This window comes from Serratia sp. CY82433, assembly GCF_052166535.1.
Taxonomy (GTDB): domain Bacteria; phylum Pseudomonadota; class Gammaproteobacteria; order Enterobacterales; family Enterobacteriaceae; genus Serratia; species Serratia sarumanii.
This window is the reverse complement of the sequence record NZ_JBJNOR010000001.1, coordinates 1877506-1902983: the sequence shown is the minus strand read 5'-3', so window position 1 is coordinate 1902983 and position 25478 is coordinate 1877506. Positions and strand designations below refer to the sequence as shown.

Annotated in this window: 26 protein-coding genes, 1 pseudogene and 1 other annotated feature; of the genes and pseudogenes, 11 read left to right on the top strand and 16 right to left on the bottom strand. The window is 60.7% G+C overall.

From position 1 onward, the window contains the following. Position 1 precedes the first annotated feature (1 nt). A complete protein-coding gene (locus tag ACJ8PI_RS09210) occupies positions 2-952 on the bottom strand; it encodes a DMT family transporter (protein WP_049235044.1) in 951 nt (316 codons plus the stop codon). A 92-nt stretch (positions 953-1044) separates the two neighbouring features. On the opposite strand from ACJ8PI_RS09210, the gene ACJ8PI_RS09205 reads away from it, so the two are divergent. Beyond that, a complete protein-coding gene (locus ACJ8PI_RS09205) occupies positions 1045-1911 on the top strand; it encodes a LysR substrate-binding domain-containing protein (RefSeq protein WP_164134174.1) in 867 nt (288 codons plus the stop codon). Between the two features lie 33 nt (positions 1912-1944). Here ACJ8PI_RS09205 and ACJ8PI_RS09200 read toward each other — a convergent pair whose 3' ends face one another. Together ACJ8PI_RS09200 and ACJ8PI_RS09195 are read right to left on the bottom strand one after the other, a co-directional pair. Continuing rightward, positions 1945-2886, bottom strand: coding sequence for an amidohydrolase family protein (locus tag ACJ8PI_RS09200; protein ID WP_039565837.1), 942 nt, complete (start codon positions 2884-2886; stop codon positions 1945-1947). 171 nt (positions 2887-3057) lie between these two features. After that, positions 3058-3354 (bottom strand): YciI family protein, encoded by a 297-nt coding sequence (locus tag ACJ8PI_RS09195; RefSeq protein ID WP_033634770.1) that lies wholly within the window; start codon positions 3352-3354, stop codon positions 3058-3060. 175 nt (positions 3355-3529) lie between these two features. On the opposite strand from ACJ8PI_RS09195, the gene ACJ8PI_RS09190 reads away from it, so the two are divergent. Further along, positions 3530-4183 (top strand): epoxyqueuosine reductase QueH, encoded by a 654-nt coding sequence (locus ACJ8PI_RS09190; RefSeq protein WP_033634769.1) that lies wholly within the window; start codon positions 3530-3532, stop codon positions 4181-4183. A 236-nt stretch (positions 4184-4419) separates the two neighbouring features. After that, entirely contained in the window at positions 4420-5163 is a 744-nt protein-coding gene (gene tonB, locus ACJ8PI_RS09185) for a TonB system transport protein TonB (protein ID WP_016927510.1), read from the top strand. Positions 5164-5230: 67 nt separating this feature from the next. Here the strand turns inward: tonB and yciA are convergent, their stop codons facing one another. Both yciA and ACJ8PI_RS09175 read right to left on the bottom strand, forming a co-directional pair. Then, positions 5231-5659 carry an acyl-CoA thioester hydrolase YciA gene (gene yciA / locus ACJ8PI_RS09180; protein ID WP_004932085.1) on the bottom strand — a complete coding sequence of 143 codons (429 nt, stop codon included), beginning with the start codon at positions 5657-5659 and terminating at the stop codon, positions 5231-5233. 76 nt (positions 5660-5735) lie between these two features. Beyond that, positions 5736-6275, bottom strand: a complete 540-nt coding sequence (locus ACJ8PI_RS09175; RefSeq protein WP_004932082.1) for a septation protein A — start codon at positions 6273-6275, stop codon at positions 5736-5738. Between the two features lie 221 nt (positions 6276-6496). Between ACJ8PI_RS09175 and ACJ8PI_RS09170 the strand changes: the two genes are divergently transcribed. Continuing rightward, positions 6497-8200 (top strand): SulP family inorganic anion transporter, encoded by a 1704-nt coding sequence (locus ACJ8PI_RS09170; RefSeq protein ID WP_033634768.1) that lies wholly within the window; start codon positions 6497-6499, stop codon positions 8198-8200. Between the two features lie 52 nt (positions 8201-8252). Here ACJ8PI_RS09170 and ACJ8PI_RS09165 read toward each other — a convergent pair whose 3' ends face one another. Both ACJ8PI_RS09165 and ACJ8PI_RS09160 read right to left on the bottom strand, forming a co-directional pair. Further along, positions 8253-9005, bottom strand: coding sequence for a YciC family protein (locus ACJ8PI_RS09165; protein WP_033647584.1), 753 nt, complete (start codon positions 9003-9005; stop codon positions 8253-8255). Between the two features lie 34 nt (positions 9006-9039). Next, positions 9040-9480: a YkgJ family cysteine cluster protein gene (locus ACJ8PI_RS09160; protein WP_033634766.1), complete on the bottom strand. Its 441-nt coding sequence runs from the start codon at positions 9478-9480 to the stop codon at positions 9040-9042. Between the two features lie 286 nt (positions 9481-9766). On the opposite strand from ACJ8PI_RS09160, the gene ompW reads away from it, so the two are divergent. After that, positions 9767-10399, top strand: a complete 633-nt coding sequence (gene ompW / locus ACJ8PI_RS09155) for an outer membrane protein OmpW (protein WP_004932076.1) — start codon at positions 9767-9769, stop codon at positions 10397-10399. Between the two features lie 44 nt (positions 10400-10443). Here the strand turns inward: ompW and ACJ8PI_RS09150 are convergent, their stop codons facing one another. From ACJ8PI_RS09150 to ACJ8PI_RS09125, 6 genes and pseudogenes are all read right to left on the bottom strand, one after another. Then, on the bottom strand, positions 10444-10758 hold the full coding sequence (locus ACJ8PI_RS09150; protein ID WP_025303053.1) for a BON domain-containing protein: 315 nt from the start codon (positions 10756-10758) through the stop codon (positions 10444-10446). Positions 10759-10975: 217 nt separating this feature from the next. Next, positions 10976-11782 (bottom strand): tryptophan synthase subunit alpha, encoded by an 807-nt coding sequence (gene trpA / locus ACJ8PI_RS09145; protein WP_164134175.1) that lies wholly within the window; start codon positions 11780-11782, stop codon positions 10976-10978. Further along, complete coding sequence (gene trpB / locus ACJ8PI_RS09140; protein WP_033634762.1) at positions 11782-12972, bottom strand: tryptophan synthase subunit beta; 1191 nt, start codon at positions 12970-12972, stop codon at positions 11782-11784. The genes trpA and trpB overlap by 1 nt, the downstream gene beginning before the upstream one ends. 41 nt (positions 12973-13013) lie before the next feature. Next, positions 13014-14375, bottom strand: coding sequence for a bifunctional indole-3-glycerol-phosphate synthase TrpC/phosphoribosylanthranilate isomerase TrpF (gene trpCF, locus ACJ8PI_RS09135; RefSeq protein WP_319861206.1), 1362 nt, complete (start codon positions 14373-14375; stop codon positions 13014-13016). A 3-nt stretch (positions 14376-14378) separates the two neighbouring features. After that, positions 14379-15975 (bottom strand): annotated as a pseudogene (trpD, locus tag ACJ8PI_RS09130) (bifunctional anthranilate synthase glutamate amidotransferase component TrpG/anthranilate phosphoribosyltransferase TrpD). Then, positions 15975-17537 carry an anthranilate synthase component 1 gene (locus tag ACJ8PI_RS09125; RefSeq protein WP_049195443.1) on the bottom strand — a complete coding sequence of 521 codons (1563 nt, stop codon included), beginning with the start codon at positions 17535-17537 and terminating at the stop codon, positions 15975-15977. The pseudogene trpD and the gene ACJ8PI_RS09125 overlap by 1 nt, the downstream one beginning before the upstream one ends. A gap of 24 nt (positions 17538-17561) precedes the next feature. Continuing rightward, positions 17562-17665: a sequence feature (Trp leader region), on the bottom strand. A gap of 253 nt (positions 17666-17918) precedes the next feature. Here ACJ8PI_RS09125 and rnm point away from each other — a divergent pair. The 5 genes from rnm to rluB all read left to right on the top strand — a co-directional run bounded on the left by rnm (position 17919) and on the right by rluB (position 21957). Next, the gene (rnm, locus tag ACJ8PI_RS09120) at positions 17919-18800 is read left to right on the top strand and encodes an RNase RNM (protein WP_164134176.1); all 882 of its coding nucleotides are present in this window, start codon (positions 17919-17921) and stop codon (positions 18798-18800) included. Positions 18801-18847: 47 nt separating this feature from the next. Continuing rightward, positions 18848-19468, top strand: a complete 621-nt coding sequence (locus tag ACJ8PI_RS09115; RefSeq protein ID WP_033643268.1) for an L-threonylcarbamoyladenylate synthase — start codon at positions 18848-18850, stop codon at positions 19466-19468. Positions 19469-19582: 114 nt separating this feature from the next. After that, on the top strand, positions 19583-19942 hold the full coding sequence (locus ACJ8PI_RS09110) for a Rap1a/Tai family immunity protein (protein WP_033634755.1): 360 nt from the start codon (positions 19583-19585) through the stop codon (positions 19940-19942). A gap of 148 nt (positions 19943-20090) precedes the next feature. Next, the gene (locus ACJ8PI_RS09105) at positions 20091-20888 is read left to right on the top strand and encodes an alpha/beta fold hydrolase (RefSeq protein ID WP_033634754.1); all 798 of its coding nucleotides are present in this window, start codon (positions 20091-20093) and stop codon (positions 20886-20888) included. A gap of 163 nt (positions 20889-21051) precedes the next feature. After that, entirely contained in the window at positions 21052-21957 is a 906-nt protein-coding gene (gene rluB, locus ACJ8PI_RS09100) for a 23S rRNA pseudouridine(2605) synthase RluB (RefSeq protein WP_033647574.1), read from the top strand. Positions 21958-21994: 37 nt separating this feature from the next. Here rluB and cobO read toward each other — a convergent pair whose 3' ends face one another. Both cobO and ACJ8PI_RS09090 read right to left on the bottom strand, forming a co-directional pair. Continuing rightward, entirely contained in the window at positions 21995-22585 is a 591-nt protein-coding gene (gene cobO, locus ACJ8PI_RS09095) for a cob(I)yrinic acid a,c-diamide adenosyltransferase (protein ID WP_033647573.1), read from the bottom strand. Positions 22586-22596: 11 nt separating this feature from the next. Then, entirely contained in the window at positions 22597-23358 is a 762-nt protein-coding gene (locus ACJ8PI_RS09090; protein ID WP_164134177.1) for a YciK family oxidoreductase, read from the bottom strand. A gap of 359 nt (positions 23359-23717) precedes the next feature. Between ACJ8PI_RS09090 and sohB the strand changes: the two genes are divergently transcribed. Then, positions 23718-24764: a protease SohB gene (gene sohB, locus ACJ8PI_RS09085; protein ID WP_033634750.1), complete on the top strand. Its 1047-nt coding sequence runs from the start codon at positions 23718-23720 to the stop codon at positions 24762-24764. A gap of 51 nt (positions 24765-24815) precedes the next feature. Here the strand turns inward: sohB and ACJ8PI_RS09080 are convergent, their stop codons facing one another. Then, entirely contained in the window at positions 24816-25067 is a 252-nt protein-coding gene (locus tag ACJ8PI_RS09080; RefSeq protein ID WP_033634749.1) for a YciN family protein, read from the bottom strand. Between the last annotated feature and the right edge of the window lie 411 nt (positions 25068-25478).

The window sequence follows — 25478 nt, the reverse complement described above, 5'->3', positions numbered from 1 at the left end:
TTTACCCGTCATTTTTCAGCGCGTTGCGCCGTTTACGTCTCATCCCCCCGGCGGGACGGATTAGCAACCACAAACCGCTTCCTGCGGCCGCCGCGCCCAGCAGCATCGGCCAGGAAAGGGGCTCATCGAACATTAACCATGCCCAGCAGAAAGTGACGAAGGGACTGAGAAACAGCAGGCTCGTCACGCGCAGCGCAGAGGTGAGCCTTAGACAAAACCAGTACAGCCCGTAGCCGCCCAGCGTCGCCAGCAGCGCGGTCCAAAGCACGCCGATCACAAAACCCGTCGTCATGGTTGGCAGCAACGGGCCTTCAGCGGCGGCCATCGCGGCGAAAGCCAGTGCTGAAACCGCGCTTTGTATCCCCAGCGCGGCCGGCAAACTCATTGCCTGCGTCTGCGGCAGCCTTTGCTGCCACAGCGTCGCCAGCGCCAGCGACAGCATCCCCGCCAGCGGCAACAAGTAGCTCCACATTGGGGCGTTTCCCCATGAGATGGCGCTGCCGGTCGCCAGTGTTACCCCGCTAACCCCCAATGTTAACCCGAACCAGACGCGGCCATCGGGCAGGCGACGTTGCACCAGCATGCTCAGCAGCGCCGTGCCGAGAGGGAGCAAATCGGCGATGAGCGCGGCCAGCCCGGCCGGCACGCCATATTCAATGCCTTTGCTGACGCCGGTCAGGTAACCGGTCATGGCGAGCAACCCGATCCCGGCGTGAACAGCTACCGTCAGCGGAGATGCGCGCCTTATGGCGCTCAGGCTAAACGGCAGCAGCGCGAACGCGACCACCACGCAGCGCCAGAACGCCACCAGCAACACCGGCGCGTAATCGGCGGCGAAGCGGATGCCGACGAAACCGGAGCTCCAGGCCACGATCAGCAGAACCTCGGCCGCAGCCAGCCAGAGAGCGGCTTTGCCGCAGTGGGAAGAGGGGCGGAATTGTGGCAGGGACATGGTGGTCACCTCCTTTTCCGCCCGATGGTAGTGAGTGGCTATAATTTAATAAATCGAATAATTTTTGTTTAGTTGTTTAATGGAGTTAAATCATGCGGCCGACATTGGATATCGATCTCTTGCGCACTTTTCACGCCATTGCGCGTTTGGGGCAATTTCGCGCGGCGGCGGCATTTGTCAATCGCAGCCCCGCCGCCGTGAGCGTGCATATCCAGCGCCTGGAACAGCTGGCGGGCGGGCGCCTGCTGGAGCGTGACAATCAGTCCGTGGCGCTGACGCCGCTGGGAAACAGGCTGCTGGCCTCGACGCTCGGGCTGCTGAACGTCCATGACGATATTCTGCGGGAGCTGCAGGGCGCGCCGCTGAGCGGCCATATCAAATTGGGATTGCCCGATGAGTACGCTTCTCATGTGATACGCCATATTTTGCCGCGGTTTGCCGACAGTTTTCCCGCAGTGGAGCTGGAGGTCTCTACCGCCGCCAGCCAGGCGCTGGCGGAACAAATTGGCCGTAATCGGCTGCATCTTGCGCTGGTGGTTCAACCCTCGGGGAGACAGTGCCAGACACCGCTTGCGGTGACTGCGCCGGTGTGGGCCGGAGGCCGTTCGCTGGCGCTGCAGGCTAACCGGCCGTTGCCGCTGGCGTTGCATGCCGCCGATTGCCCTTATCGCGAAGCGATGCTCGAGGCGTTGACGACCGCGGGGCGGCCATGGCGGGTCATTTTAAGCAGTCCCTCGGCCAGCGTGGTGGCCTCTTGCGTAGAGGCGGGGCTGGCCGTCACGTTGCTCGATCGGGCGCGGCTCTCTGGCGCGATGCGGATACTCGAAGAGTTGCCACCGGTCGCGCCGTATGAGGTGCAGCTGCTGCGCTCTTTCGCCGCCGACGGCGAGCCTGCGACGACGATGCTGGAGAAAGTCATCGGCGAGTATTTTCAGACCGGTGAACGCATCGCGCAGTAAGCGCGGCCCAACCTGGGAGGGCCGCCTCACATCCTATAGCCCAAACACCGCCGCCGCATTGCGATCCAAAATGGCATTCACGTCTGCCTCCGGCAATCCCGCACGGCGGATGTAGTCCACCGTGGTTTGAAACAGGTCGCCCGGCTGGAACGGGAAATCGGTGCCGAACAGCAGCCGCTCTGCGCCGAAGGTCGCCGCCGCCGCTTGCAATGCGGGCACCTGATCGTGGCCTACCGTGTCGTACCACATGCGCAGAGCGGCGCGGCTCGGCGGTTCCGGTGTATGCGGCGCTTCCCATGCGACGGTTTGGTCGAGACGCTCCAGCGTCATCGGCAGCAGGCCGCCCAGGTGCGGCACAATGATTTTCATCTCCGGAAAGCGTTGGGGGATGCCGTGGAGAATAAAGTGCATGGCGGCGACCGTATCTTCGATCGGCGCGCCAATCGACCAGGTCAAAGCGTAATCGGCGATCAGCGGCGAGTGTGCGCCGCGGCCGGCGGGATGAATGGCCAGCACGCTGTGGCGGCGATTGAGTTCCTGATAGAGCGGCTCGAACAGCGGGTTGGCAATAGACAGCCCGAGCACCGAGGTGGTGATGCAGGCGCCCAGCATATTGAGCTGGGTAAAGGCCCTTTCAAGCTCGAGCAACGCCGCGTCGATATGCGGCAGCGGCAAAGAAGCGATAGCCCGAAAGCGGGTGGGATAACGCGCTACCAGTTCCGCATATTCATCGTTGATCCGGCGCGCGGCATCAACGGCCGCCTGTTCGTCTTCCAGATGCGGCGACAGCGGCGTCGCCGACAGGATTTGCATGTCGATGCCGGCGCTGTCCAGCAGGGCGAAGCGGGCGTCGAGTTCGCGCTCGGTGCGGCCGGCGCCCAGTTGCCGATAGGCGGCGACGTCGTGCACGCCATGCGCTTGCAAAAGATCCAGATACTCTGTGCTCCACAGGTGAGCGTGTACGTCGAGTCGCATCGGTCTATCTCCCGGCTTCGCGGCGATGCCGCGGGTTCAGGAGAGTATAGGCGGGCGACGCGACGCCTCCTGAAGGGAGAGCATTTTTTCTACCGACGGGTTAGGGTGAAAGCACGCATTGATCCGGGAACGGCGCGCGAACGGGCGTTCCCGGTATTGCGGGGCTGGAGATCAGAACACCTGCTTGAACGGTTTCACCGTCACGTCGGCATAGACACCGGCGGCGATATAGGGATCCTGTTGCGCCCAGGCCTGGGCTTGCGCCAGCGACTCGAATTCGGCGATCACCGTCGAACCGGTAAAGCCGGCGGCGCCGGGATCGTTGCTGTCGATGGCCGGGTTAGGGCCGGCGACCACCAGGCGACCGGCGTCGCGCAGCGCCTGCAGGCGCGCCAGGTGTGCCGGACGCACCGCCAGACGATTTTCCAGCGAGTTGGGGACGTCTTGCGCGTAGATCAGATAAAGCATGTTTCACCTTTAAAATCATGGCTATAAAACGGTGCTACCAAGGTAGCGCAAAAGGCGCGACAGGGGAACGGCGTAGGGCGAATTTCCCGGCGGATTGGCGCTTATGCCTTGAAGCCGCTACTTTTTATTCGTATAGTGCGGCGCGCTTAAACTGATATGCCATTGAGGTGAGGACATGACGGAACTGGTAAGGGAAAAACTCGATTTGCCGGCGGGCAAAAGCAAACTGCTGCTGCATTCGTGCTGCGCGCCCTGTTCCGGCGAGGTGATGGAAGCGATCCAGGCCTCCGGGATCGAGTACGCCATTTTCTTCTATAACCCCAATATTCATCCGCAAAAAGAGTATCTGCTGCGCAAGGAAGAGAACATCCGCTTCGCCGAAAAGCACGGGGTGCCGATCATCGATGCCGATTACGATACCGACAACTGGTTCGCCCGCGCCAAGGGGATGGAGAATGAGCCGGAGCGCGGTATCCGCTGCACCATGTGTTTCGACATGCGTTTCGAGCGCACGGCGCTGTATGCGCATGAGCACGGTTATGACACCATCTCCAGCTCGCTCGGCATTTCGCGCTGGAAGAACATGCAGCAGATCACCGACTGCGGCATTCGCGCGGCGGAAAAGTATCCTGACCTGGTGTACTGGGATTACAACTGGCGCAAGAAGGGCGGTTCGTCGCGCATGATAGAGATCAGCAAGCGCGAACGCTTCTATCAGCAGGAATACTGCGGCTGCGTCTATTCGCTGCGCGACACCAACCTGCACCGCAAGGCGCAAGGACGGCCGTTGATCAAGCTGGGCGTGCTTTACTATGGCGATGAAGAATAACGCTTAATCACCGCAATCAACCCGCTACGGCGGGTTTTTTACTTTTTGACGCCAGGCGAAACGTTAATGAAGCGTGGTGTTCCGGCGATAAAAAAGCAACGGCCAGGTTAATATCCTTATGAGTTTGCTGGTTTTAGCCGCGCATACTGACGATTAAAGCGATAGTTTGCCTTTCGTTATTGAATATGATTGCTATTTGCATTTAAACTTGGCGAACCAGAGGAAACAGAATCATTATGCCGCTAAAAAAGATGTTCCTTAATCGCCGTATATCCGTGCCTTTCGTCTTGTCCGTAGGCCTGCACAGCGCCCTGGTGGCGGGATTGCTTTACGCTTCGGTAAAAGAAGTGGTGGAGCTGCCGAAGCCAGAGGACGCGCCGATCAGCGTCATGATGGTCAACACCGCCGCGATGGCTGAACCGCCACCGCCGGCGCCGGCCGAGCCGGAACCGCCGCAGGTCGAACCTGAGCCGGAGCCAGAACCGGAGCCTATCGTGGAGCCGCCGCCGAAGGCGATCGTGAAGCCGGAGCCGGTCAAGCCGAAACCGAAGCCTAAGCCGAAGCCGAAGGTCGAAAAACAGGTCAAACCGGAGCCGAAGAAGGTCGAGCCGCGCGAGCCGTCGCCGTTCAACAACGATTCGCCGGCCAAGCCGATCGATAAAGCGCCGGTGAAACAGGCGCCTGCTGCGCCGGTGCAGGGCAACTCGCGCGAGGTCGGGCCAAGGCCGATCAGCCGCGCCAATCCGCTCTATCCGCCGCGGGCCCAGGCTTTGCAGATCGAAGGCAACGTGCGGGTACAGTTCGATATCGACAGCGACGGGCGCGTGAGCAACGTGCGCATCTTGTCGGCCGAGCCGCGCAACATGTTTGAGCGTGAAGTGAAGCAGGCGATGCGCAAGTGGCGCTATGAAGCCAAAGAAGCGAAAGATCGCACCGTCACTATCCGCTTCAAGCTGAACGGCACGACTGAATTGAACTGAGTTCGGTCAACACAAAAAGAAAGGGTCGCCTCGGCGACCCTTTTTGCATTTGCGGCGTAGCGTCAGTTTATTCTTCGAAGCCGACGCGGAAATTCATTTTGCCCTCAGGCAGCGCGCGCGAGTTGCCTTCCGCATCGACCGCCACATAGGTGAACACCGCTTCGGTCGCCCGGTAGCGCTGGCCGATCGGGGCGGAGGAGACTTTCTTGACCCACACTTCGATATTGATGGTGATCGAGCTGCGCCCGGTACGGATGCAGTGCGCATAGCAGCAAACCACATCACCTACCGCCACCGGTTTCAGGAAGGTCATGCCGTCCACGCGCACGGTCACCACGCGCCCTTCGGCGATCTCTTTTGCCTGGATGGCGCCGCCGATATCCATTTGCGACATCAGCCAGCCGCCGAAGATATCACCGTTGGCATTGGTATCGGCCGGCATCGCCAGCGTGCGCAGCACCAGCTCGCCGCTGGGTAAAGGTCGTTGTTGTGTCATAGCAGTCTGCTTTTAAAAGGAGGGAATAACATCATACTGCCCGCGACAAGCGCCGCAGGCATTAACAATTTTGTAACTATTTTTTCTGTTCTTCCGGCATGTGCCGGTAAATATAGATACCGCTGAGGAGGGTGAAGACCAGCGTCAGCACCGTCAGGCCAAAGACTTTGAAATTGACCCAGACGCTTTGCGGCAGCCAGAAGGCGACATAGATGTTCGCCAGGCCGCAGGCCAGGAAAAAGACCGCCCAGGCCAGGTTAAGGTTGCTCCACACTTTGTCCGGCAGCGTCAGCTCTTTGCCCAGCATGCGCTGAACCAGCGGTTTTTTGAGCACCCATTGGCTGATCAGCAGCGCCAGCGCGAACAGCGCGTAAATCACCGTGACCTTCCATTTGATGAACAAATCGTTGTGGAACACCAGCGTCAGGGTGCCGAACACCAGCACCATCAGGAAGGTGATCAACGTCATCTTCTCGACCTTGCGGTATTTAACCCAGGTGAACACCAGCGCCAGCGCGGTAGCGACGATCAACGCGCCGGAAGCGACGTAAATATCGTACAGCTTGTAAAAAGCGAAAAAGACAATTAACGGGAGGAAATCAAGAAACTGCTTCATAAATCAATCCATCATCTGTTCATCGGCCGACTATACCGGATTCGGCGAGCTCTGTGTACCGCCGGGCGCTGCCGATTATCGGCGTTTGGCCGGCGGATTTCTGCCGCGAAAGCAGGAATTTGCATAAACTTACGCGAGAAAGCGCGGGCGCATTGCCAGCGCGTGCCGCAGGCCGCATAGTAAGTAGCATAATAACCAGATAATTTACCGCGGAAAACAGCATGCAGTGGAAATCTCTCCAGGCCCTGACGCCGGGTTTGACGCATTTATTGGGCTATCAACGCAGTTGGCTCAAGCCGGATATTCGCGCCGGCCTTTCCGTCGCCGCCGTCGCCTTGCCGGTGGCCATCGCCTATGCCGAGCTGGCCGGGGTCAGCCCGGTGGTGGGGCTCTATTCCTGTATTTTGCCGATGGTGGCCTATGCGCTGTTCGGATCGTCACGCCAGCTGATCGTCGGGCCCGACGCCGCCACCTGTGCGGTGATCGCCGCGGTGGTGACGCCGCTGGCGGCGGGCAATATGGAGCGCCATTGGCAACTGACCATCATGATGACCGCCATGATGGGCGGCTGGTGCCTGCTGGCCAGCCGGTTCAAGCTGGGGGCGCTGGCGGATCTGCTGTCGCGGCCGATCCTCAGCGGGTTGCTGAACGGGGTGGCGATCACCATTATGGTCGATCAGATCGGTAAGGTGTTGGGGTTCACGGTGCGCCCGGCGCAGCTGATCGAGCGCATCTACGCGCTGCCCGGCAACCTGCTGCACAGCGACTGGCTGACGATGGCGGTGTCGTTATTGACGCTGGTGACGCTGCTCGGATTTAAAAAATGGCGGCCTAACTGGCCGGCACCGCTGTTCGCCATCGTGCTGGCGGCGTTCGTGACCTGGGCGGGCGGCCTGCAACAGCATGGCGTGGTGACGGTGGGCGGTTTCAGCGGCGTGTTGCCGATCGTCCAGTGGCCGGATTTCCAGCCCGGTTTACTGCGCGACATGGTGATCCCGGCGCTCAACCTGGCGGTGGTGAGTTTTGTCAGCATGATGCTCACCGCCCGCAGCTTTGCCGCCAAAAACGGTTATGAGGTGAACGCCGACGCCGAGTTTCGCGCGCTGGGGCTGGTGAATATCGTCTCTGCGCTGTCGCAAGGTTTCGCCATCAGCGGCGCAGACTCGCGCACCGCGGTGAATGACGCCAACGGCGGCAAGAGCCAGCTGGTGTCGATCATCGCCGCTGCGGTAATCGCCTTCGTCTTGCTGTTCCTGATGTCGCCGCTGCAGTTTATTCCGGTGGCGGGATTGGGGGTAGTGCTGATGTATGCGGCCTGGTCACTGCTGGACATCCGCGGCATCTGGATCTTGCGCCGTCGCAACGCGCAGGCGTTCCGCCTGGCGCTGTTTACCTTCCTCAGCGTGCTGCTGGTGGGGGTGATCAGCGGCATCGGGCTGGCGGTGTTGCTGGGGTTGATGCAGTTTCTGCGCACCGTCTTCCGGCCGACGGAACAGCTGCTGGGCGTCAACGACGAAGGCATGATCCATTCCATGGGCAACAACAATGGGGTGAAGGCGGTGCCCGGCGTCATGATGTATCGTTTCAATTCGCCCCTGACCTATTTCAACGTGGCGTACTTCAAACGCCGCATTCTCAATTTGGTCGACGGCACGCCGTTCCAGCCGCGTTGGGTGGTGGTGGACGCGGTGGCCAGTTTTACCCATGCCGATATCAGCGTGTTGGCGGCCATCGACGAACTGAAACGCGATCTGTTACAGCGTAACGTTAGACTGGTGCTGGCGGGGCGCCGCACCGAGCTGACGCGCTGGTTCCGCATCAACCGCTTAGGGCGCGACAAAGAGCTGATTTTGGTGCCGGATCTGTATCTGGCGCTGAAGCTGATTCAGAGTAAGGAGCAGGCGGAAGCCGCCGTGATGGGGTAAACAAAAAAGGGGCGCGCCGAAGCGTGCCCCTTGATTTTCGCTGACGCCGGCGTTAGCCGCGCAGCAGCATATACAGGCGGAACAGGTAGATCAGCAGCAGGGCAGACACCAGGTTACTCAACGCGGTCAACACCACGCTGGCGACGTTCGGCGTCAGCACCGACAGATGGCTCACCAAAAACAGCACCAGCAGTTTGGCCGCCAGCCACAGCATCATCGCCGGCACGATCACGCGCGCATTGGCGAAGGCCAGTTTGCTGCTCAGCTTGAGCGAAGCGAACACGCCTTTCTTGTCGACCGAGGCGATCACCGGCGCCAGTGCGAAGGCGATAGCCATCAGCACGCCCGGCACCACAAACAGCGTCAGGCCAAGCTGGATCAGCAGGGTGCAGATAAACAGCAGCAGCAGCAGGCGCGGCAAGTCGGGCGCCGAGGCGCCGAGCGCGCGCAGGGCGCTGGTGCGTTGCCCTTGCGACACCAGACGAATCAGCGTCAACATCCCGCCGACCAGCAGCACGTTGCCGACCAGCGCGGAGAAGGTGGCGGCCGCCGACACTTTCAGCAACACCATCTGCTGTTCCGGCGTCATCTGCTGGATCACTTCCTGAATGCCCATACCGGTAGACGAAGCGAAATCGCTGGTGGTGGCAGCGAGCGTCGCCAACTGTTCGGCATCGGGGCTGAAGGCCTGATTCAGCAGCACGGAGATAAACGCCGTCAACAACGCCAGCATCAGGATGCTGGCCAGTTGGTTACGTAAAAAGTTAAAACTGTCACGGTACAAAGCGTTGGCCGTGATAGACATGCAGACTCCTTGGCGTCGGGAAAACAGAGATAAATCAGTGGGTGATTGTACCCTGTTCCACGCCGCTGTGGCACCCCGCGAATTGCACTACGCCTATTTCTTCAACGATCGTCGTCTCAGGCAGCGACAGCGGCAGGGGCACCGGCAAGGGCGGCAGGCCGTAGCGTTCCCGGGCGCGATCGCAGGCTTCGTTGCGCAGGCCGTTTTCACCGGACTGATCGAACTCTCTGCACGGGCTGGGCCGATTGAGGTAGATCGAGCAGGACACGGCTTTGCCGATCTCGCCGTCCAGCGCGTTGCAGCGGGGGGACTTGCTGTTGGTCCCCTGCATGCAGCGCAGGAACGGGGTCAAAGGCTCCGTCAGGGAAAGAGGGACGGTGCCGCCGCCGTCTTCGGCTTCGGCCCAATAGAATGACACTCGAAAATAACCGCAGCATGCGCCGCAGCTGACACAGGGATTAAGGATTTCGCTCATCTTGATTGCCCGCCGACTCCTCACGGCACCAACCAAAACCAACACGGAAAATGAAATTACCTCAGCCGCAATTTTCTCCGCAACCGAAATTTGAACATGTAGATAATTTGCAACAAAATCGATTTTTTGATGCAGATCAATCCTTGATTTATTAGGCGGTTAGGTAACCTTGTTTTTAGTGGGATTTTAAATTTTTACACATAAGATGTGATCTCGATGGGATCACAAATACCCGAAAGTAGGTATATTCCCTCCCGAGTGATTAACCACACAAATGGAATGGATAATGAAAAAGACAACTCTGATGGTATTGGCGACGATGATGGCGCCTATGTTGGCAAGTGCGCATCAGGCCGGTGATTTCCTGTTCCGCGCGGGCACCGCGACGGTGCGTCCAAATGCGGGTTCGGACAACGTGCTGGGGTTGGGTTCGCTGGATGCGAAAAACAACACCCAGCTCGGTCTGACCTTCGGTTACATGGTGACGGACAACATCGGCGTTGAGTTGTTGGCCGCAACGCCATTCCGCCACAAGGTGACGCTGGGCGGCACCGATCTGGCGACCGTTCACCAGTTGCCGCCTACGCTGATGGCGCAATACTACTTCGGCGATAAGCAGGATAAACTGCGTCCTTACCTGGGCGTCGGCGTTAACTACACCACTTTCTTCGATGAGAAGTTCAACGACTACGGCAAAAGCGCCGGGTTGAGCAATCTCGATCTGAAAGATTCCTGGGGTGTGGCGGCGCAGGCCGGCCTGGATTACAACCTGGATGAGCACTGGATGCTGAACATGTCGGTGTGGTGGATGAATATCGAAACCAAAACTCGCTTCAACGATGCGAATGGCGGGCACCACAGCTTCGACACGCGTTTGGATCCGTGGGTGTTCATGTTCGGGGCGGGGTACCGCTTCTGATGAAGGCTCCAAGCAGGGAGGCGTTGCGCCTCCCTGTGTCGGTATTATTTAATCTGCATTACGTTTTCAACCGATTTCACGCCGGCCACGCCGCGTGTGACCTGCACCGCACGGTTGGCGTCATCGCTGGACGTCACGAAGCCGCTCAGCTGTACGCGCCCTTTAAAGGTTTCCACGCTGATTTCGCGTGACTTGATGTTTTTATCCGCCAGCAGTGCCGATTTCACTTTGGTGGTGACCACCGTGTCATCGATATAACCGCCCGTTCCCTCAGATTTTGCCGTCGGCGCGCAAGCGCTCACCGCGACCGCCACAACGGCTGCCATGCACAAGGCCGAAAGGGTTTTAAACAGCTTCATAAATTACTCTCCATGCAATGTTATGGTTGAAATTCGCTACGGTTTTTCGCCGCAGCGAGCGCATTCCCCAAATCAAACGAAGAAATGCATAGCGAACAACGTTCATTGTGAGACAAGACCTGGGTTTGTTCAAATTTTTGCTGTAAATAAATGGAACAAACTTTGAGGGGAAACAAGCTGTTAAAGCGAGCGCCGGCAGGGCGCTCGCTGAAGAGGATCACGCCCGGGTGGCGCGCTTCATATTGCTGACGAAGGCCGCCAGCTTGGTCAGCATCTCCGCCGGGTTGGCATGGTGCTGTTCGATGATTTTGACGATTGCCGAGCCGGAGATCGCGCCGGCGGCCCCGGCCTGCAGCGCGGCCTTCACCTGCTCGGGTTCGGAGATGCCGAATCCCTGCAGCGGCGGCGCGGCGTGGTACTCGCGCAGCTTGTTCACCAGGTGATGCAACGGCAGCTGCGCCCGGCTTTCGGTGCCGGTGACGCCGGCACGCGACAGCAGATAGGTGTAGCCGCGGCCGTGCGACGCGATTTCCCGCAGCAGATCGTCATCGGCGTTCGGCGGGCAGATGAAGATCGGCGCGATGCCGTGGCGCGCGGCGGCGGCGCGGAACGGCGCAGACTCTTCAAACGGCACGTCGGCGACCAGTACCGAGTCCACGCCCACTTCGGCGCAGCGTTGGTAAAACGCATCGATGCCTTTATGGAACACCAGGTTGGCGTACATCAGCAGGCCGATGGGAATGGTCGGGTGCTTCTGGCGGATGGCCGCCAGCATCTCGAAGCACTGGGTCGGCGTGACGCCGGCGGCGAAGGCGCGCAGCGTCGCGCTCTGGATGGTGGGGCCATCCGCCAGCGGATCGGAGAAGGGGATGCCCAGCTCCAGCGCGTCCGCGCCGGCTTCGATTAGGGTGTCGATAATCTGCAGCGACAGCGCCAGATTAGGATCGCCCAGCGTCACGAACGGGACGAAGGCGCCTTCCTTGCTGCTTTCCAGACGCGTGAACAGTTGCTGATAACGTTCCATCAGATTTCTCCCCGTGCTTTCAAAATGTCGTGAACGGTAAATATGTCTTTGTCGCCGCGGCCGGACAGGTTGACCACCAGGATCTGCTCTTTCTGCGGCGTTTCACGGATCATTTTCAGCGCGTGCGCCAGGGCGTGCGAGGATTCCAGCGCCGGGATGATGCCTTCATGGCGCGACAGCGCCTTGAACGCTTCCAGCGCTTCGTCGTCGGTGATCGACACGTATTCGGCGCGGCCGGTGCTGTTCAGGTAGGCGTGCTGCGGCCCGACGGACGGGAAGTCCAGCCCGGCGGAAATTGAATAGGATTCTTCAATCTGGCCTTCGGCGGTCTGCATCATCGGCGCTTTCATGCCGAAGTAGATGCCGACGTGGCCGTGCTTCAGCGGCGCGCCGTGCTGGCCGGTTTCGATGCCCAGGCCGGCAGGTTCCACGCCGATCAGCCCAACGTCGGCGTCATCGATAAAATCGGCGAACATGCCGATGGCGTTGGAGCCGCCGCCGACGCAGGCGATGACCGCATCCGGCAGGCGGCCTTCGCGCTCCAGCACCTGCGCTTTGGTTTCTTCGCCGATCATGCGCTGGAATTCACGCACGATGGTAGGGTACGGATGCGGGCCGGCGGCGGTGCCGAGCATATAGTGCGCGGTTTCATAGCTGCCGGACCAGTCGCGCAGCGCTTCGTTGCAGGCGTCTTTCAGGGTGGCGGAGCCGCTGTGCACCGGGATCACTTCCGCGCCCATCAGCCGCATGCGGAACACGTTAGGCGACTGGCGCTCGACGTCTTTGGCGCCCATATAGATGCGGCATTTCAGGCCGAGCAGCGCGCAGGCCAGCGCCGACGCGACGCCGTGTTGGCCGGCGCCGGTTTCCGCGATGATCTCGGTTTTGCCCATGCGCTTGGCCAGCAACGCCTGGCCCAGCACCTGGTTGGTCTTGTGCGCGCCGCCGTGCAGCAGGTCTTCACGCTTCAGGTACAGCTTGGTGTTGCTGCCGGCGGTGAGGTTTTTACACAGCGTCAGCGCCGTCGGGCGGCCCGCGTAGTTCTTCAGCAGATCGATAAATTCCGCCTGGAATGCCGGATCGCGCTGGGCGCTGACAAAGGCTTCTTCCAGTTGTTTCAGAGCCGGCATCAGAATTTGCGGCACGTATTGGCCACCAAATTCGCCGAAGTAGGGGTTAAGCAGCGTCATGAGAGTTCCCGTTATTATCCGTTATTAATGTTGAGCCGTATTCAGTAGGCGCGCAGGGTCTGGAAGACCGAGGCCAGGCGCGCGGGATCTTTGATGCCCGGTTCGCTTTCCACGCCGGAGTTGAAGTCCAGCCCGGCGCAGCCGAGCTTGGCCGCCTCGACGCAGTTGTCGGCGCGCAGGCCGCCCGCCAGCATCACGTTAGTCAGATCTTCACTTTGCAATACCGACCAGTCGAAGCGTTGGCCGGTGCCGCCGGCGCCGTTGTCGAGCAGATAGCGATCGACATGCTGCAGATCGCGCGCCGGCACCCGATCTTTCACGCTCAGCGCTTTCCAGATGCGGCAATCGGCCGGCAAGCGGGCGCGCAGGGCGTTGATATAGGCCTGGTCTTCCGCGCCGTGCAATTGCACCGCGTGCAGACCGAGGCGCTCAACGGTCAACGCCACGGTATCGACCTGGGCGTCGCAGAACACGCCGACGTACTTCAGCGGCGCGCCGGAGATCACTTCGCGAGCGCGGGTGATGTCCACATAGCGCGGCGAGCGGCCGACGAAAATCAGCCCGCCGTAGATGGCGCCGGCCTGATAGGCGGCGGCGGCGTCCTGCGGACGGGTCAGGCCGCACACTTTGTTGTCGCCCAGGATCACGCGGCGCACGGCGGCGCGCAGATCGGGTTCCGACATCAGCGCGCTGCCGATCAGGAAGCCGTTGGCGTAATGGCTCAGCTCGCGGATCTGCCCGTAGTTGTTGATGCCCGATTCGCTGATCACCGTCACGCCGTGCGGCACGCGCGGCGCCAGCTGACGGGTGCGGTTCAGATCGATGCTCAGATCGCGCAGATCGCGGTTGTTGATGCCGACCACGCGCGCTTCCAGCGCGATCGCGCGCTGCAGCTCTTCTTCGCTGATCACTTCGGTCAGCACGCCCATATTCAGGCTGTGGGCCACCGCCGCCAGCTGGCGGTACTGCTCGTCGGTCAACACCGACAGCATCAGCAGGATGGCGTCGGCCTGATAGTAGCGCGCCAGGTAAATCTGATACGGATCGATGATAAAGTCTTTGCACAACACCGGCTGGCTGACGGTTTTACTGACCAGCGGCAGGAAATCGAAGCTGCCCTGGAAGTATTTCTCGTCGGTCAGTACCGAGATCGCCGAGGCGAAATCTTTATACACCGTGGCGATCTCTACCGGATCAAAGTTCTCGCGAATCAGTCCCTTGGAAGGCGAGGCCTTCTTGCATTCGAGAATGAAAGCCGTACGGGTGCCCTGCAGCGCGTGATAGAAGCTGCGTTCGCTCGGTACGATGTCGTTCTGAAAGCCGGCCAGGGGCTGTTGCTGTTGTCGCGCCGCGATCCATTGCGCTTTGTCGCGGACAATCTTGTGTAGCACGGTTTCCTGCATCATTTATCCTCTTGCCGCCAGTGCGATGACACGCTCATAGGCCTGCCCGCTGTTGATCATATCCAGTGCCTGCCGCGCATTTTGGCGCAGGTCTTCATGTCCGAATAACTTCAGAAGCAACGCGACGTTGGCCGCGACCGCCGCGGCGTGCGCCGGCTCGCCTTTACCTTGTAACAGCCGCGCCAAAATGTCACGGTTTTCTTCCGGCGTGCCGCCCAGCAAGGCTTCCAGCGGATAGGTTTCCAATCCGAAGGACTGCGGCGTGAGCTGGTAGCTGCTGATTTCGCCGTTGTTCAATTCCGCCACGTGCGTCGGGGCGTGGATCGCCACCTCGTCCATGCCGCCGCCGTGCACCACCGCCGCACGCTGATAACCCAGCACGCGCAGGGTTTCGGCGATCGGCAGCACCAGTTCCGGGCTGTAAACGCCGATCAGCGCCAGCGGCGGACGCGCAGGGTTGATCAGCGGACCCAGCACGTTGAACAGCGTGCGGGTTTTCAGCTGCTGGCGTACCGGCATGGCGTGACGAAAACCGGTGTGGTACTGCGGCGCGAACAGGAAACACACGCCGAGATCGTCCAGCGCCTTGCGCGCTTCTTCCGCCGGCAGATCCAGGCGGATGCCGAACGCCGCCAGCAGATCCGAAGAGCCGGAGCGGCTGGAGACGCTGCGGTTGCCGTGTTTGGCGATCTTCGCGCCGCACGCCGCCGCCACGAAGGCGCTGGCGGTGGAAATATTGATGCTGTTGGTGCCGTCGCCGCCGGTGCCGACGATATCGGCGAACGGGTAGTCAGGGCGCGGGAACGGCTGAGCGTCGTCCAGCAGCGCTTTGGCGGCGCCGGCGATCTCTTCCGGGCGCTCGCCGCGGACTTTCATGCTGATCAACGCCGCCGCCAGTTGGCTCGGCTCCAATTCGCCGCGCACGATGGCGCTGAACAGCTGTTGGCTTTCCTGCTGGCTCATCGACTCGGCGCGGTACAGTTTCTCAAGAATAGGTTGCATCGTCGTGTTCCTTATATTACTTCGCCAGCGCCCAGGCCAGGGTCTGCTCAAGCAGGCGCGCGCCGTGGGTGGTCAGAATCGATTCCGGGTGGAACTGGAAGCCGCACACGCGGCGATGATCGTCGCGCACCGCCATCACCATCTCGCCGAACCGGGCGTTGACGGTGAGATCGGCCGGGATATTGCTGCCGACCAGCGAGTGGTAGCGCGCTACCGGCAGCGGGTTGGCCATGCCGGCGAACATACCTTCGCCATCGTGAACGATCGCCGAGGCCTTGCCGTGCAGGATCTCGCCCGCCTGGCCGACCTGGCCGCCGTAGGCTTCGACGATCGCCTGGTGGCCGAGGCAGATGCCGATGATCGGCAGCCGGCCGCGCAGGCGCTGCAGCAGTTCCGGCATGCAGCCCGCTTCGGACGGGGTGCCGGGGCCGGGCGACAGCATCAGCACCGGCTGGGTCATGTGCTCCAGGCGTTCGATGATCACCTCGGCGGCGATCTGGTTACGGTAAATCACCACCTGGTGGCCGCTGGCGCGCAGCTGATCGACCAGGTTGTAGGTAAAGGAATCGACGTTGTCGAGCAGCAGAATATCGGCCATCAGAACACCTCCTTGGCATGGTGCGCAGTGGCGATGGCACGCAGCACGGCACGGGCTTTGTTGCGGGTCTCGTCGGCTTCCGCCTGCGGGACGGAATCCAGCACCACGCCGGCGCCGGCCTGCACGGTGGCGATGCCGTCTTCAACGTAGGCGGAACGAATGACGATGCAGGTATCCAGATCGCCGGTGGCGGTGAAGTAGCCTACCGCGCCGCCGTAGCTGCCGCGGCGTGTGCCTTCGGAGGCGGCGATCAACTGCATCGCCCGCACCTTCGGCGCGCCGCTCAGGGTGCCCATGTTCATGCAAGCCTGGTAGGCGTGCAGCACGTCGAGATCGGCGCGCAGGGTGCCCACCACCCGGGAAACCAGGTGCATGACGAACGAATAGCGGTCCACCTTGGTCAGATCGGCGACGTAGCGGCTGCCGGCCTGGCAGATGCGCGCCAGATCGTTGCGCGCCAGATCGACCAGCATCAGGTGCTCGGCCAGCTCTTTGTGGTCGGTGCGCATTTCCAGCTCGATGCGGCTGTCGAGATCCAGATCCAGCGAACCGTCCTTACTCCGGCCGCGCGGGCGGGTGCCGGCGATCGGGTAGATTTCGATTTGGCGATTGCTCGCGTCGTATTTCAGCGCGCTCTCCGGCGAAGCGCCGAACAGGGTGAAGTCATCATCCTGCATGAAGAACATGTACGGGCTGGGGTTGTTGTCTTTCAAGGTCTGGTAGGCTGCCAGCGGCGCCGGGCACGGCAGGGAGAAGCGGCGCGACGGCACCACCTGGAAAATCTCGCCCTGGCGGATCGCTTCCTGCAGCCCGCTGACCACTGCGCCGTACTCTTCGTCGCTCTGGTTACAGCTCAGCTGCATGTTCTCCAGCGTTTGGTGCGGGATCGGCTGCGGGGTTTGTTGCAATTCGGCCTGCAGCTGTTCCAGGCGTTGCTGCAAACGCTGCGCTTCACTCGCCTGCTCACTGAAGACGCTGGCCTGCAGACGGGCCGAGCCTCGTTGGTGATCCAGCACCAGCAGGGTTTCCGCCAGATAGAAGCAGAAGTCCGGGCAGCGCTGATCCTGGCGCAGCGCCGGCAGGTCTTCGAAACCGGCGACCAAATCGTAGGCGAACAGGCCGCCCAGCATCACGGCTTCGCGCTCGTCCGCCGGGGAGTCCACCAGGGTCAGCAGCGTGCGCAGCGCGTCGAACACCGACAGTGAACGCAGGCGGGCGTCTTCGTCCTGCACCGCGTCGATCGCCGGGAAGGTCAGCTCGCGGCCGTTGGGGCGCGCCTGATTGCGCACCTCGGGCGGCAGCGCTTCGTCCAGCAGCGGCAGCAGCGCCGCGCCGTTGGCGCTCAGCGCCTGCACGCTGACGGTGTGGCCCAGTGCGGTAATGCGCAGCGCGCTGTCGATCACCAGCAGGCTCTGCAGATTCTGTTTGCTGTTGATTTCCGCCGATTCCAGCAGCAGGGTGGCCGGACGGGCACCGCACAGCTGGTGGAAAATGGTGGTGGGGTCGCCCCGGTAGCTGGCTTGCGCCTTCAGCAATGTCAGTTGTGGTTTGGTGTTCATCATCGGTGGTTCCAGTGAATTCTGTCCATAAAAAAGCCCGCATCGGGTGCGGGCTCAGGAAATCTGCATTGTCAGATGACAGCTATGCGCGATTACACCGCCCGCAAGAGGGAGGTACGCCACCAACCGTGAAGAGAAATGTAGTTGTTCATTTGTAGACTCTCTCTGTTAACGCTCATCCGACACGGCCGTTGCCGTGAACTTGTGTACTAGTTAACTGGTTCGAGAGGGCAAAGTCAACCCTCTTTTTGCACAATGTTTTAGCGGTCAGCGTGAATTCTATTCATCATTCCGCCTGGCGTCCGCGGCCGGGGCAGAATAGATTTCCGTCCGGCCGCCGATCGCGGGTATGATAGAAAACCAAGCCATTGCCGGATAGCCGTTTTGACAGACAGTAACCCCCCATCCACCGCCTTTACTCTGTACGACCTCCACAGCCACACAACCGCCTCCGATGGCTACCTGACGCCGACGCAGCTGGTGCAGCGGGCGGTCGAGATGCGCGTGGGCGTGCTGGCGATCACCGATCACGACACCACCGCAGGCCTGGCCGAGGCCGCCGCCGCCATTGCGGAGCAGGCGTTACCACTGCGGCTGGTCAACGGGGTGGAAATCTCGACGCTGTGGGAAAATCATGAGATCCATATCGTTGGATTGGGCATGGACGTTGCGCACCCGGCGCTGATGGCGCTGTTGGCGGAACAAACCGAACGGCGCAATCGGCGTGCGCAGGAGATCGGCGTGCGTCTGGGTAAGGCGCGCATTCCCGACGCCTATGCCGGCGCCCAGCGGCTGGCGGGCGACGGCGCGGTGACCCGCGGCCATTTCGCCCGTTACCTGGTGGAGATCGGCGTGGCGGACAACATGGCGCAGGTGTTCAAGAAATACCTGGCCAAGGGCAAAACCGGCTACGTGCCGCCGCAGTGGTGTACAATAGAACAAGCCATTGATGCGATTCATCAATCGGGCGGCCAGGCGGTGATGGCGCATCCCGGCCGTTACGATCTGACCGCGAAGTGGTTGAAACGTTTGCTGGCACATTTCGCCGAACACGGCGGCGACGCCATGGAAGTGGCGCAGTGTCAGCAGGCGCCGCATGAGCGCTCGCAATTGGCGAAATACGCCCAGGACTACCGCCTGTTGGCCTCGCAAGGCTCTGATTTTCATCAGCCTTGTTCGTGGATCGAACTGGGCCGCAAACTGTGGCTGCCGGGCGGCGTCGAGCCGGTGTGGCGCGATTGGCCGCAGCCTGGCGAGGCGGTCTGATTTTACGCGCGTGGCAACGCGCGCGGGCATCATTTTAGGAGCAAGTCATGAGTCAGCTTTTTTATATTCACCCGGACAACCCGCAGCCGCGTTTGATTAACCAGGCGGTCGAGGTGTTGCGCAAGGGCGGGGTGATCGTTTATCCCACCGATTCCGGCTATGCGCTGGGTTGCATGCTGGAAGAGAAGGCGGCGATGGAGCGCATTTGCCGCATCCGCCAGTTGGACGGCAACCACAACTTTACCCTGATGTGCCGCGATTTGTCCGAGTTGTCGACCTATGCGCACGTCGATAATACGGCGTTTCGCCTGATCAAAAACAATACGCCGGGTAACTACACCTTCATTCTGAAAGCGACCAAGGAAGTGCCGCGCCGCCTGATGAATGAAAAGCGTAAAACCATCGGCCTGCGCGTGCCGTCGAACCCGATCGCGCTGGCGCTGCTGGAGGCGCTGAACGAACCGATGATGTCCACCACCCTGATGCTGCCGGGCAATGATTTTGCCGAATCGGATCCGGAAGAGATCAGCGATCACCTGGGCAAGGTGGTCGATCTGGTGATCCACGGCGGTTTCCTCGGTCAACAGCCGACTACGGTTATCGATCTGACCGAATCCTCGCCGGAAGTGGTGCGTGAAGGGGCGGGCGACGCGGCGCCTTTCCGCTGATGTAAACCGTCGCCGACTTGCCCATTGTCTGAAAATCGGCTGAAGCGACGCTATTTCGGGTGAAAGCAGCTATTCTTGCTACTTCAGAATTGATAATGGGCAGGATGCGCACCAATGATTAAACGGGTTTCTTTTTTAGCGGCCTTATTATTTTCCTCGATGGCAAATGCGGGTTTTTATTCGGGCAGTTCCTTGCTGGCGGAATCCGGCGGTTACGTAAAAAATAAAAACGGTGAGGCCACCGTTGCCGAAGCGCTTAACGGCGGCATGTTTATGGGATACGTCGCCGGCGTATTCGATACTTATTCGATGCAGGGCAACCGCAATATTTGCCCGGAAGCCGGGATGAGTATCGGCACGGCCGCCGATGCGGTGATGCGCTATTTGAACGAGCATCCCGAGCAGTTGCATTACTCTGCGCCTTCGGTGATCATGCTGGCGTTAAGCGCCGCCTATCCTTGCGTGCGCCATTAAATTTGCATTCCATTTAGTGCGCATTTTTTCATAAGGTGCGCTCTCATACTTTCCGCACGAACTTCAATAGATCAATCTCCGCGGCGCTGTCACCTTAGCATCGTCGGCATCCCCCGAACGGGTCGGGGAGAGACGCGCAGGAGGTTATATGACCACATTTCACAGCGCCAACATCGCTCTCGATTATCAGGATATCGGCTCAGGGCCGCTCACACTGGTGCTGCTGCCCGGCTGGTGCGAGCCGAAAACCGTGTTCGATCCCTTCATCGCCCTGGCGGCAGAACGTTATCGGGTGATCAGCATCGACTGGCGCGGCCACGGCCTGTCGTCAAAAACGGCGGAGATGTCGCTCGCGGCGGACGATTTGCTGGAAGATGTGCGTCAGCTACTGACGGCGCTGCGTTTGGACAACGTGGTGACTCTGTCGGTGGCGCACGCCAGCTGGCTGGCGGTGGCGTTGGCCGAAGCGTTGCCGCAGCGGGTGCGGGGCATGGTGTTTCTCGATTGGATCATGACGCAGCCGGAACCGGCGTTCTTTACGGCGGTGAGCCGCATGCAGCAGCCGCAGCAGTGGCTGGCGGCGCGCGACGCCTTGTTCGCCTTCTGGCAGGGCGGCATCCGCCACGAACGGGTCAAACGCCATCTGGAGGTCGAGATGGCACAAGAAGATTACCGGCTCTGGCGTGCCGCCGGCGTGGCCATCGAACAGGCCTACCGGCAATTCGGCTCGCCGCTGCAACGTCTGGCGGGAATGAGCGCGCCGCCGCCGTGTCGCCACATCTACTCGCTGGATCGCCGCGACGACTATCTGCGGCGCCAGCAGGCATTTGCCGCCGAGCAGCCGTTTTTCTCCGTGGTGCGTTTGGGGGAGGCTCGCACTCACCTCGGCATTCTGGAACGGCCCGACGCGGTGCTGTGGGCGGTGGAGGATTTTTTGGCGCCGTAAACGCCGCCCGAGGGAGGTCGCCGCCGATAAAGTGGGTTTCAACACCTTAGAAAGCCTGTATAATGCGCGGTTCGATCCTGATAAATGTATTGTTACCGTTGTGGCGGTTGGCCGCGGCGGTTATCCCCCCGACGCCTGTGAAGGCGACATTAGAGGTTGCTCAATGAGCGAAAAGTTACAGAAAGTTTTAGCGCGCGCCGGGCATGGCTCGCGTCGTGAAATCGAAACCATGATTGAAGCCGGGCGCGTCAGCGTCGACGGCAAGGTCGCCAAGCTGGGCGATCGCGTTGAAGTGACGCCGGCGATGAAAATTCGCCTGGACGGTCATGTCCTGTCGATCAAAGAGTCTGAAGACGTGGTCTGCCGGGTGCTGGCCTACTACAAACCGGAAGGCGAGCTGTGTACCCGCAGCGATCCTGAAGGCCGCCCGACGGTGTTCGATCGTCTGCCTAAGCTGCGCGGTTCGCGCTGGGTGGCGGTAGGGCGCCTGGACGTCAACACCTCCGGTCTGCTGCTGTTCACCACCGATGGCGAACTGGCCAACCGTCTGATGCACCCGAGCCGTGAAGTGGAGCGCGAGTACGCGGTACGCGTGTTCGGCCAGGTCGACGATGCGAAAGTGAAGCAGCTGAGCAAGGGTGTGCAGTTGGAAGACGGCCCGGCCGCCTTCCGCACCATCAGCTTCCAGGGCGGTGAAGGCCTCAACCAGTGGTACAATGTGACCCTGACCGAAGGCCGCAACCGTGAAGTGCGTCGCCTGTGGGAAGCGGTGGGCGTGCAGGTGAGCCGCCTGATCCGCGTGCGTTATGGCGACATCGATCTGCCGAAAGGCCTGCCGCGCGGCGGCTGGGCCGAGCTGGATCTGCCGGCGATCAACTACCTGCGCGAGCTGGTGGAATTGAAGCCGGAAACGGTCAGCAAGATGCCGGTGGAGCGTGAGCGCCGCCGCGTGAAGGCCAACCAGATCCGCCGCGCGGTCAAGCGCCATTCGCAGGTGGCCGGCAGCGGCCGCCGCAGTGCGCCAGGCAGCAAGCCGGGTAAACCGGGCAAGCCGAGCAAACGCGGCTAATCTCTCATTCTGGCCCCGTTCGGGGCCAGAACTTTTGTTACCAATCGATCCCCTGTTGCGCCTTCACGCCCGCATCAAACGCGTGCTTCACCGGCCGCATCTCCGTGACCGTATCCGCCAGTTCCAGCAGATCGCGATGGCAACCGCGCCCGGTCAGGATCACCGTTTGGTGCGCAGGGCGCTCCAGCAACGCGGCCTTCAGCTCTTCCAGTTCCAGATAGCCGTAGGTCAGCATGTAGGTCACTTCGTCCAGCAACACCAGATCCAGGCTGCTGTCGGCCAGCATGCGTTTGCCGTGTTGCCACACCGCCTGGCAGGCGGCGGTATCGCCGGCTTTGTTCTGCGTCTCCCAGGTGAAGCCGGTGGCCATCACCTGAAATTCAACGCCGTGTTGCTGCAGCAGATTCTTTTCGCCATTGGGCCATTCGCCCTTGATGAACTGGATCACCCCGGCGCGCATGCCGTGGCCGACCGCCCGGGTGACGGTGCCGAAGGCGGCGGTGGTCTTACCCTTGCCGTTGCCGGTAAACACCAGCAGCAGGCCGCGCGTGTCCTGCGCCGCGGCGATACGCGCATCGACCTGTTCTTTCAGGCGCTGCTGACGCTGTTGATGACGATCTTCCGCCATGAAAACGCTCCTTATTCGGCCGCGCCGGGTTTACGGTTCGGTTGGGCGTCGAAGCTCATGCCGGTTTTGCGGCGGCTGTCTTCGCCCATCAGATACAGATACAGCGGCATGATATCGGCCGGGGTTTTCAGCTTGTTCTTGTCTTCGTGTGGGAAGGCAGATGCGCGCATTTTGGTGCGGGTGCCGCCCGGATTGATGCAGTTCACCCGCAGATTGCGGTTTTTATACTCGTCGGCCAACACCTGCATCATGCCCTCGGTGGCGAACTTCGACACCGCATAGGCGCCCCAGTCTGCGCGGCCGGTGCGCCCGACGCTGGAACTGGTGAACACCAGCGAACCGGCGTGGGATTTCAGCAGCAGCGGCAGCAGCGCCTGAGTCAGCATAAAGGTGGCGTTGACGTTAACCTGCATCACCTCTTGCCACATGGTCATCGACAGGTCGGCCATCGGCGCGATGTCGCCGAGCAGGCCGGCGTTGTGCAGCACGCCGTCAAGGCGGGGGATCTGGCGCGCCAGATCGTCGGCTATCTGCCGGCATTGCTCCGGCGTGGCGTGCAGCAAGTCCAGCGTCACCACCAACGCCGGGGCGCTGCCCTGGGCCGCGATCTCTTGTTGCACCGCCAGCAGCTTGCTTTCGGTACGCCCCAGCAGCACCAGCCGGGCACCGAAGCGCGCGTAGGTCAGCGCCGCTTCGCGGCCGATGCCGTCGCCGGCGCCGGTGACCAGAATGATACGTTGTTCGAGCAGATCTTGCTTGGGTTGGTAATGCACGATAAATCCTCGCCTGGGTGGCCGTTCTCCCGCAGATATCGGGGAGCAAGAGTGAAACGCGCGGCCGGGGCGGGAGCGAAGGCTCGACCGTCTGCGGGCCGCGCAGCGAATGCGTCTCATCATATTGATGAATAATGGGTGTTATATGCCTTAATCCGCCGGCATTTTCAATGCGTAGCAGGCTGAAATGGCATTCTTTTGTAACAAAAGCGCGGCGGCGACGGCTTGGTTCGGCCGCAAATCGTCCCCATAGTGATGCTCCGTGCGCAATGAATTTTCATTTAGCCGCGACAGCAGCCGCTGCGGTTGGCTAAAATGGGAAGAATCATACTAACAACCTGTAAATAAAGGCGGAATCTGTGGAGTTTATATCTGTTTATGGCCTGTTTCTGGCCAAGGTTGCCACGGTGGTGCTCGCCATCGCCGCGTTGGCCATACTGGCTGTCAGTCTGGGGCAACGCAAGAGCCGCCAGAAAGGGGAGCTGCAGCTGACCGATCTCGGTGAACAGTATCGCGAGATGCAGCGTGACATGCGCCTGGCGCGCATGGATGCCGCCGAGCAAAAGGTTTGGCTGAAACAGTTCAAGAAACAGACCAAGGCCGACGACAAGCTGAAAAAGCAGCGCGCCAAGTCCGGCGCGGTCGAGGTGGCCAAGCCGTGCCTGTATGTGCTGGATTTCAAGGGCAGCATGGACGCGCACGAGGTGACCTCGCTGCGCGAAGAGATCTCGGCGGTGTTGGCGGTGGCGTCGGCGCAGGATGAAGTCCTGCTGCGGCTGGAAAGCCCTGGCGGAGTGGTGCACGGCTACGGCCTGGCGGCCTCGCAGCTGGAGCGCCTGCGTAAAGGCGGCATTCGCCTGACGGTGGCGGTGGATAAAGTGGCGGCCAGCGGCGGCTACATGATGGCCTGCGTCGCGGATCGCATCGTGGCGGCGCCGTTCGCCATCATCGGCTCGATCGGCGTGGTGGCGCAGATCCCGAACTTCCACCGCCTGCTGAAGAAGAACGACATCGACGTGGAGCTGCACACCGCCGGGCAGTTCAAACGCACGCTGACGCTGTTCGGTGAAAACACCGAGCAGGGGCGCGAGAAGTTCCGTGAAGATCTGAACGAAACCCACGAGCTGTTCAAGCGCTTTGTGCATGAGCAGCGCCCGTCGCTCGACATCGACAGCGTCGCCACCGGTGAGCACTGGTTCGGTTCACAGGCGAAAGAGAAGGGCCTGATTGACGCTATCGGCACCAGCGATGACTTGCTGATCGCCGAGCTGGATAACCACGAAGTGATCGCCGTGCGCTATTCGCGCCGCAAACGCCTGATGGATCGCTTTACCGGCAGTGCGGCGGAAAGCGTCGATCGCTTGCTGTTGCGCTGGTGGCAGCGTGGGGAAAAGCCGCTGCTGTAACGGCGGCGATAGCGTGAATCAGCGGGGGCCGGGCGCCCCCGTTTTCTTTTCTCAATCGACCAGGTGGTATTTTTCCGAAAGCAGATGGGCCAAATGTTTAAACATATTAAATACCGCGGTGGTTTTGGCGGTGGGCAATCCGTCGGCATCCAAAAAGTATTCGCCGCGGAAAACTAAAACGCCGTTTTTTTGTTCAACGTCGGTGGCGATCATGCCGTGCAGATAATCTTCGTGTTGGCGGATGATGTTATTTGCTTCCGCCAGCAGGGCCTCGCGGCCGATAGGGGCAGTATTTGTGCGCATTTATTAGACTCCAAACTAAAAACTCTGCGCATATTCTAACGCCGGTTCGCTTTTATCCGCAAACCGACTAAGGTTTATTTGCCGTCTGGATGGCCATGCGCGGCCGCCGGTTGGCGAAATCGGTCTTTCCGTGCTAATTAGGTTGCGTGACGCTTTTTATCAGGTACAGTGTGGGATTTTGCGGCGTCGGGTGGAAGGTTTTGTTTACGCCATGAATAAAACTCACACAGCCATACTTCTGGGGCATGGGTGAATAGCAGGCAGGATCAACAACTTGCGTTCAGGTTGAGCGGTTGGGCAACCAAAAGAAAAAAATCTGTTGATCTCTTGCCAGACTGCCGCAATATAAAAAAAGAGACACGAATTGCCGCGGCACGGCGAGATAAAAGACTTCTTTTTAGAAGAAATAAA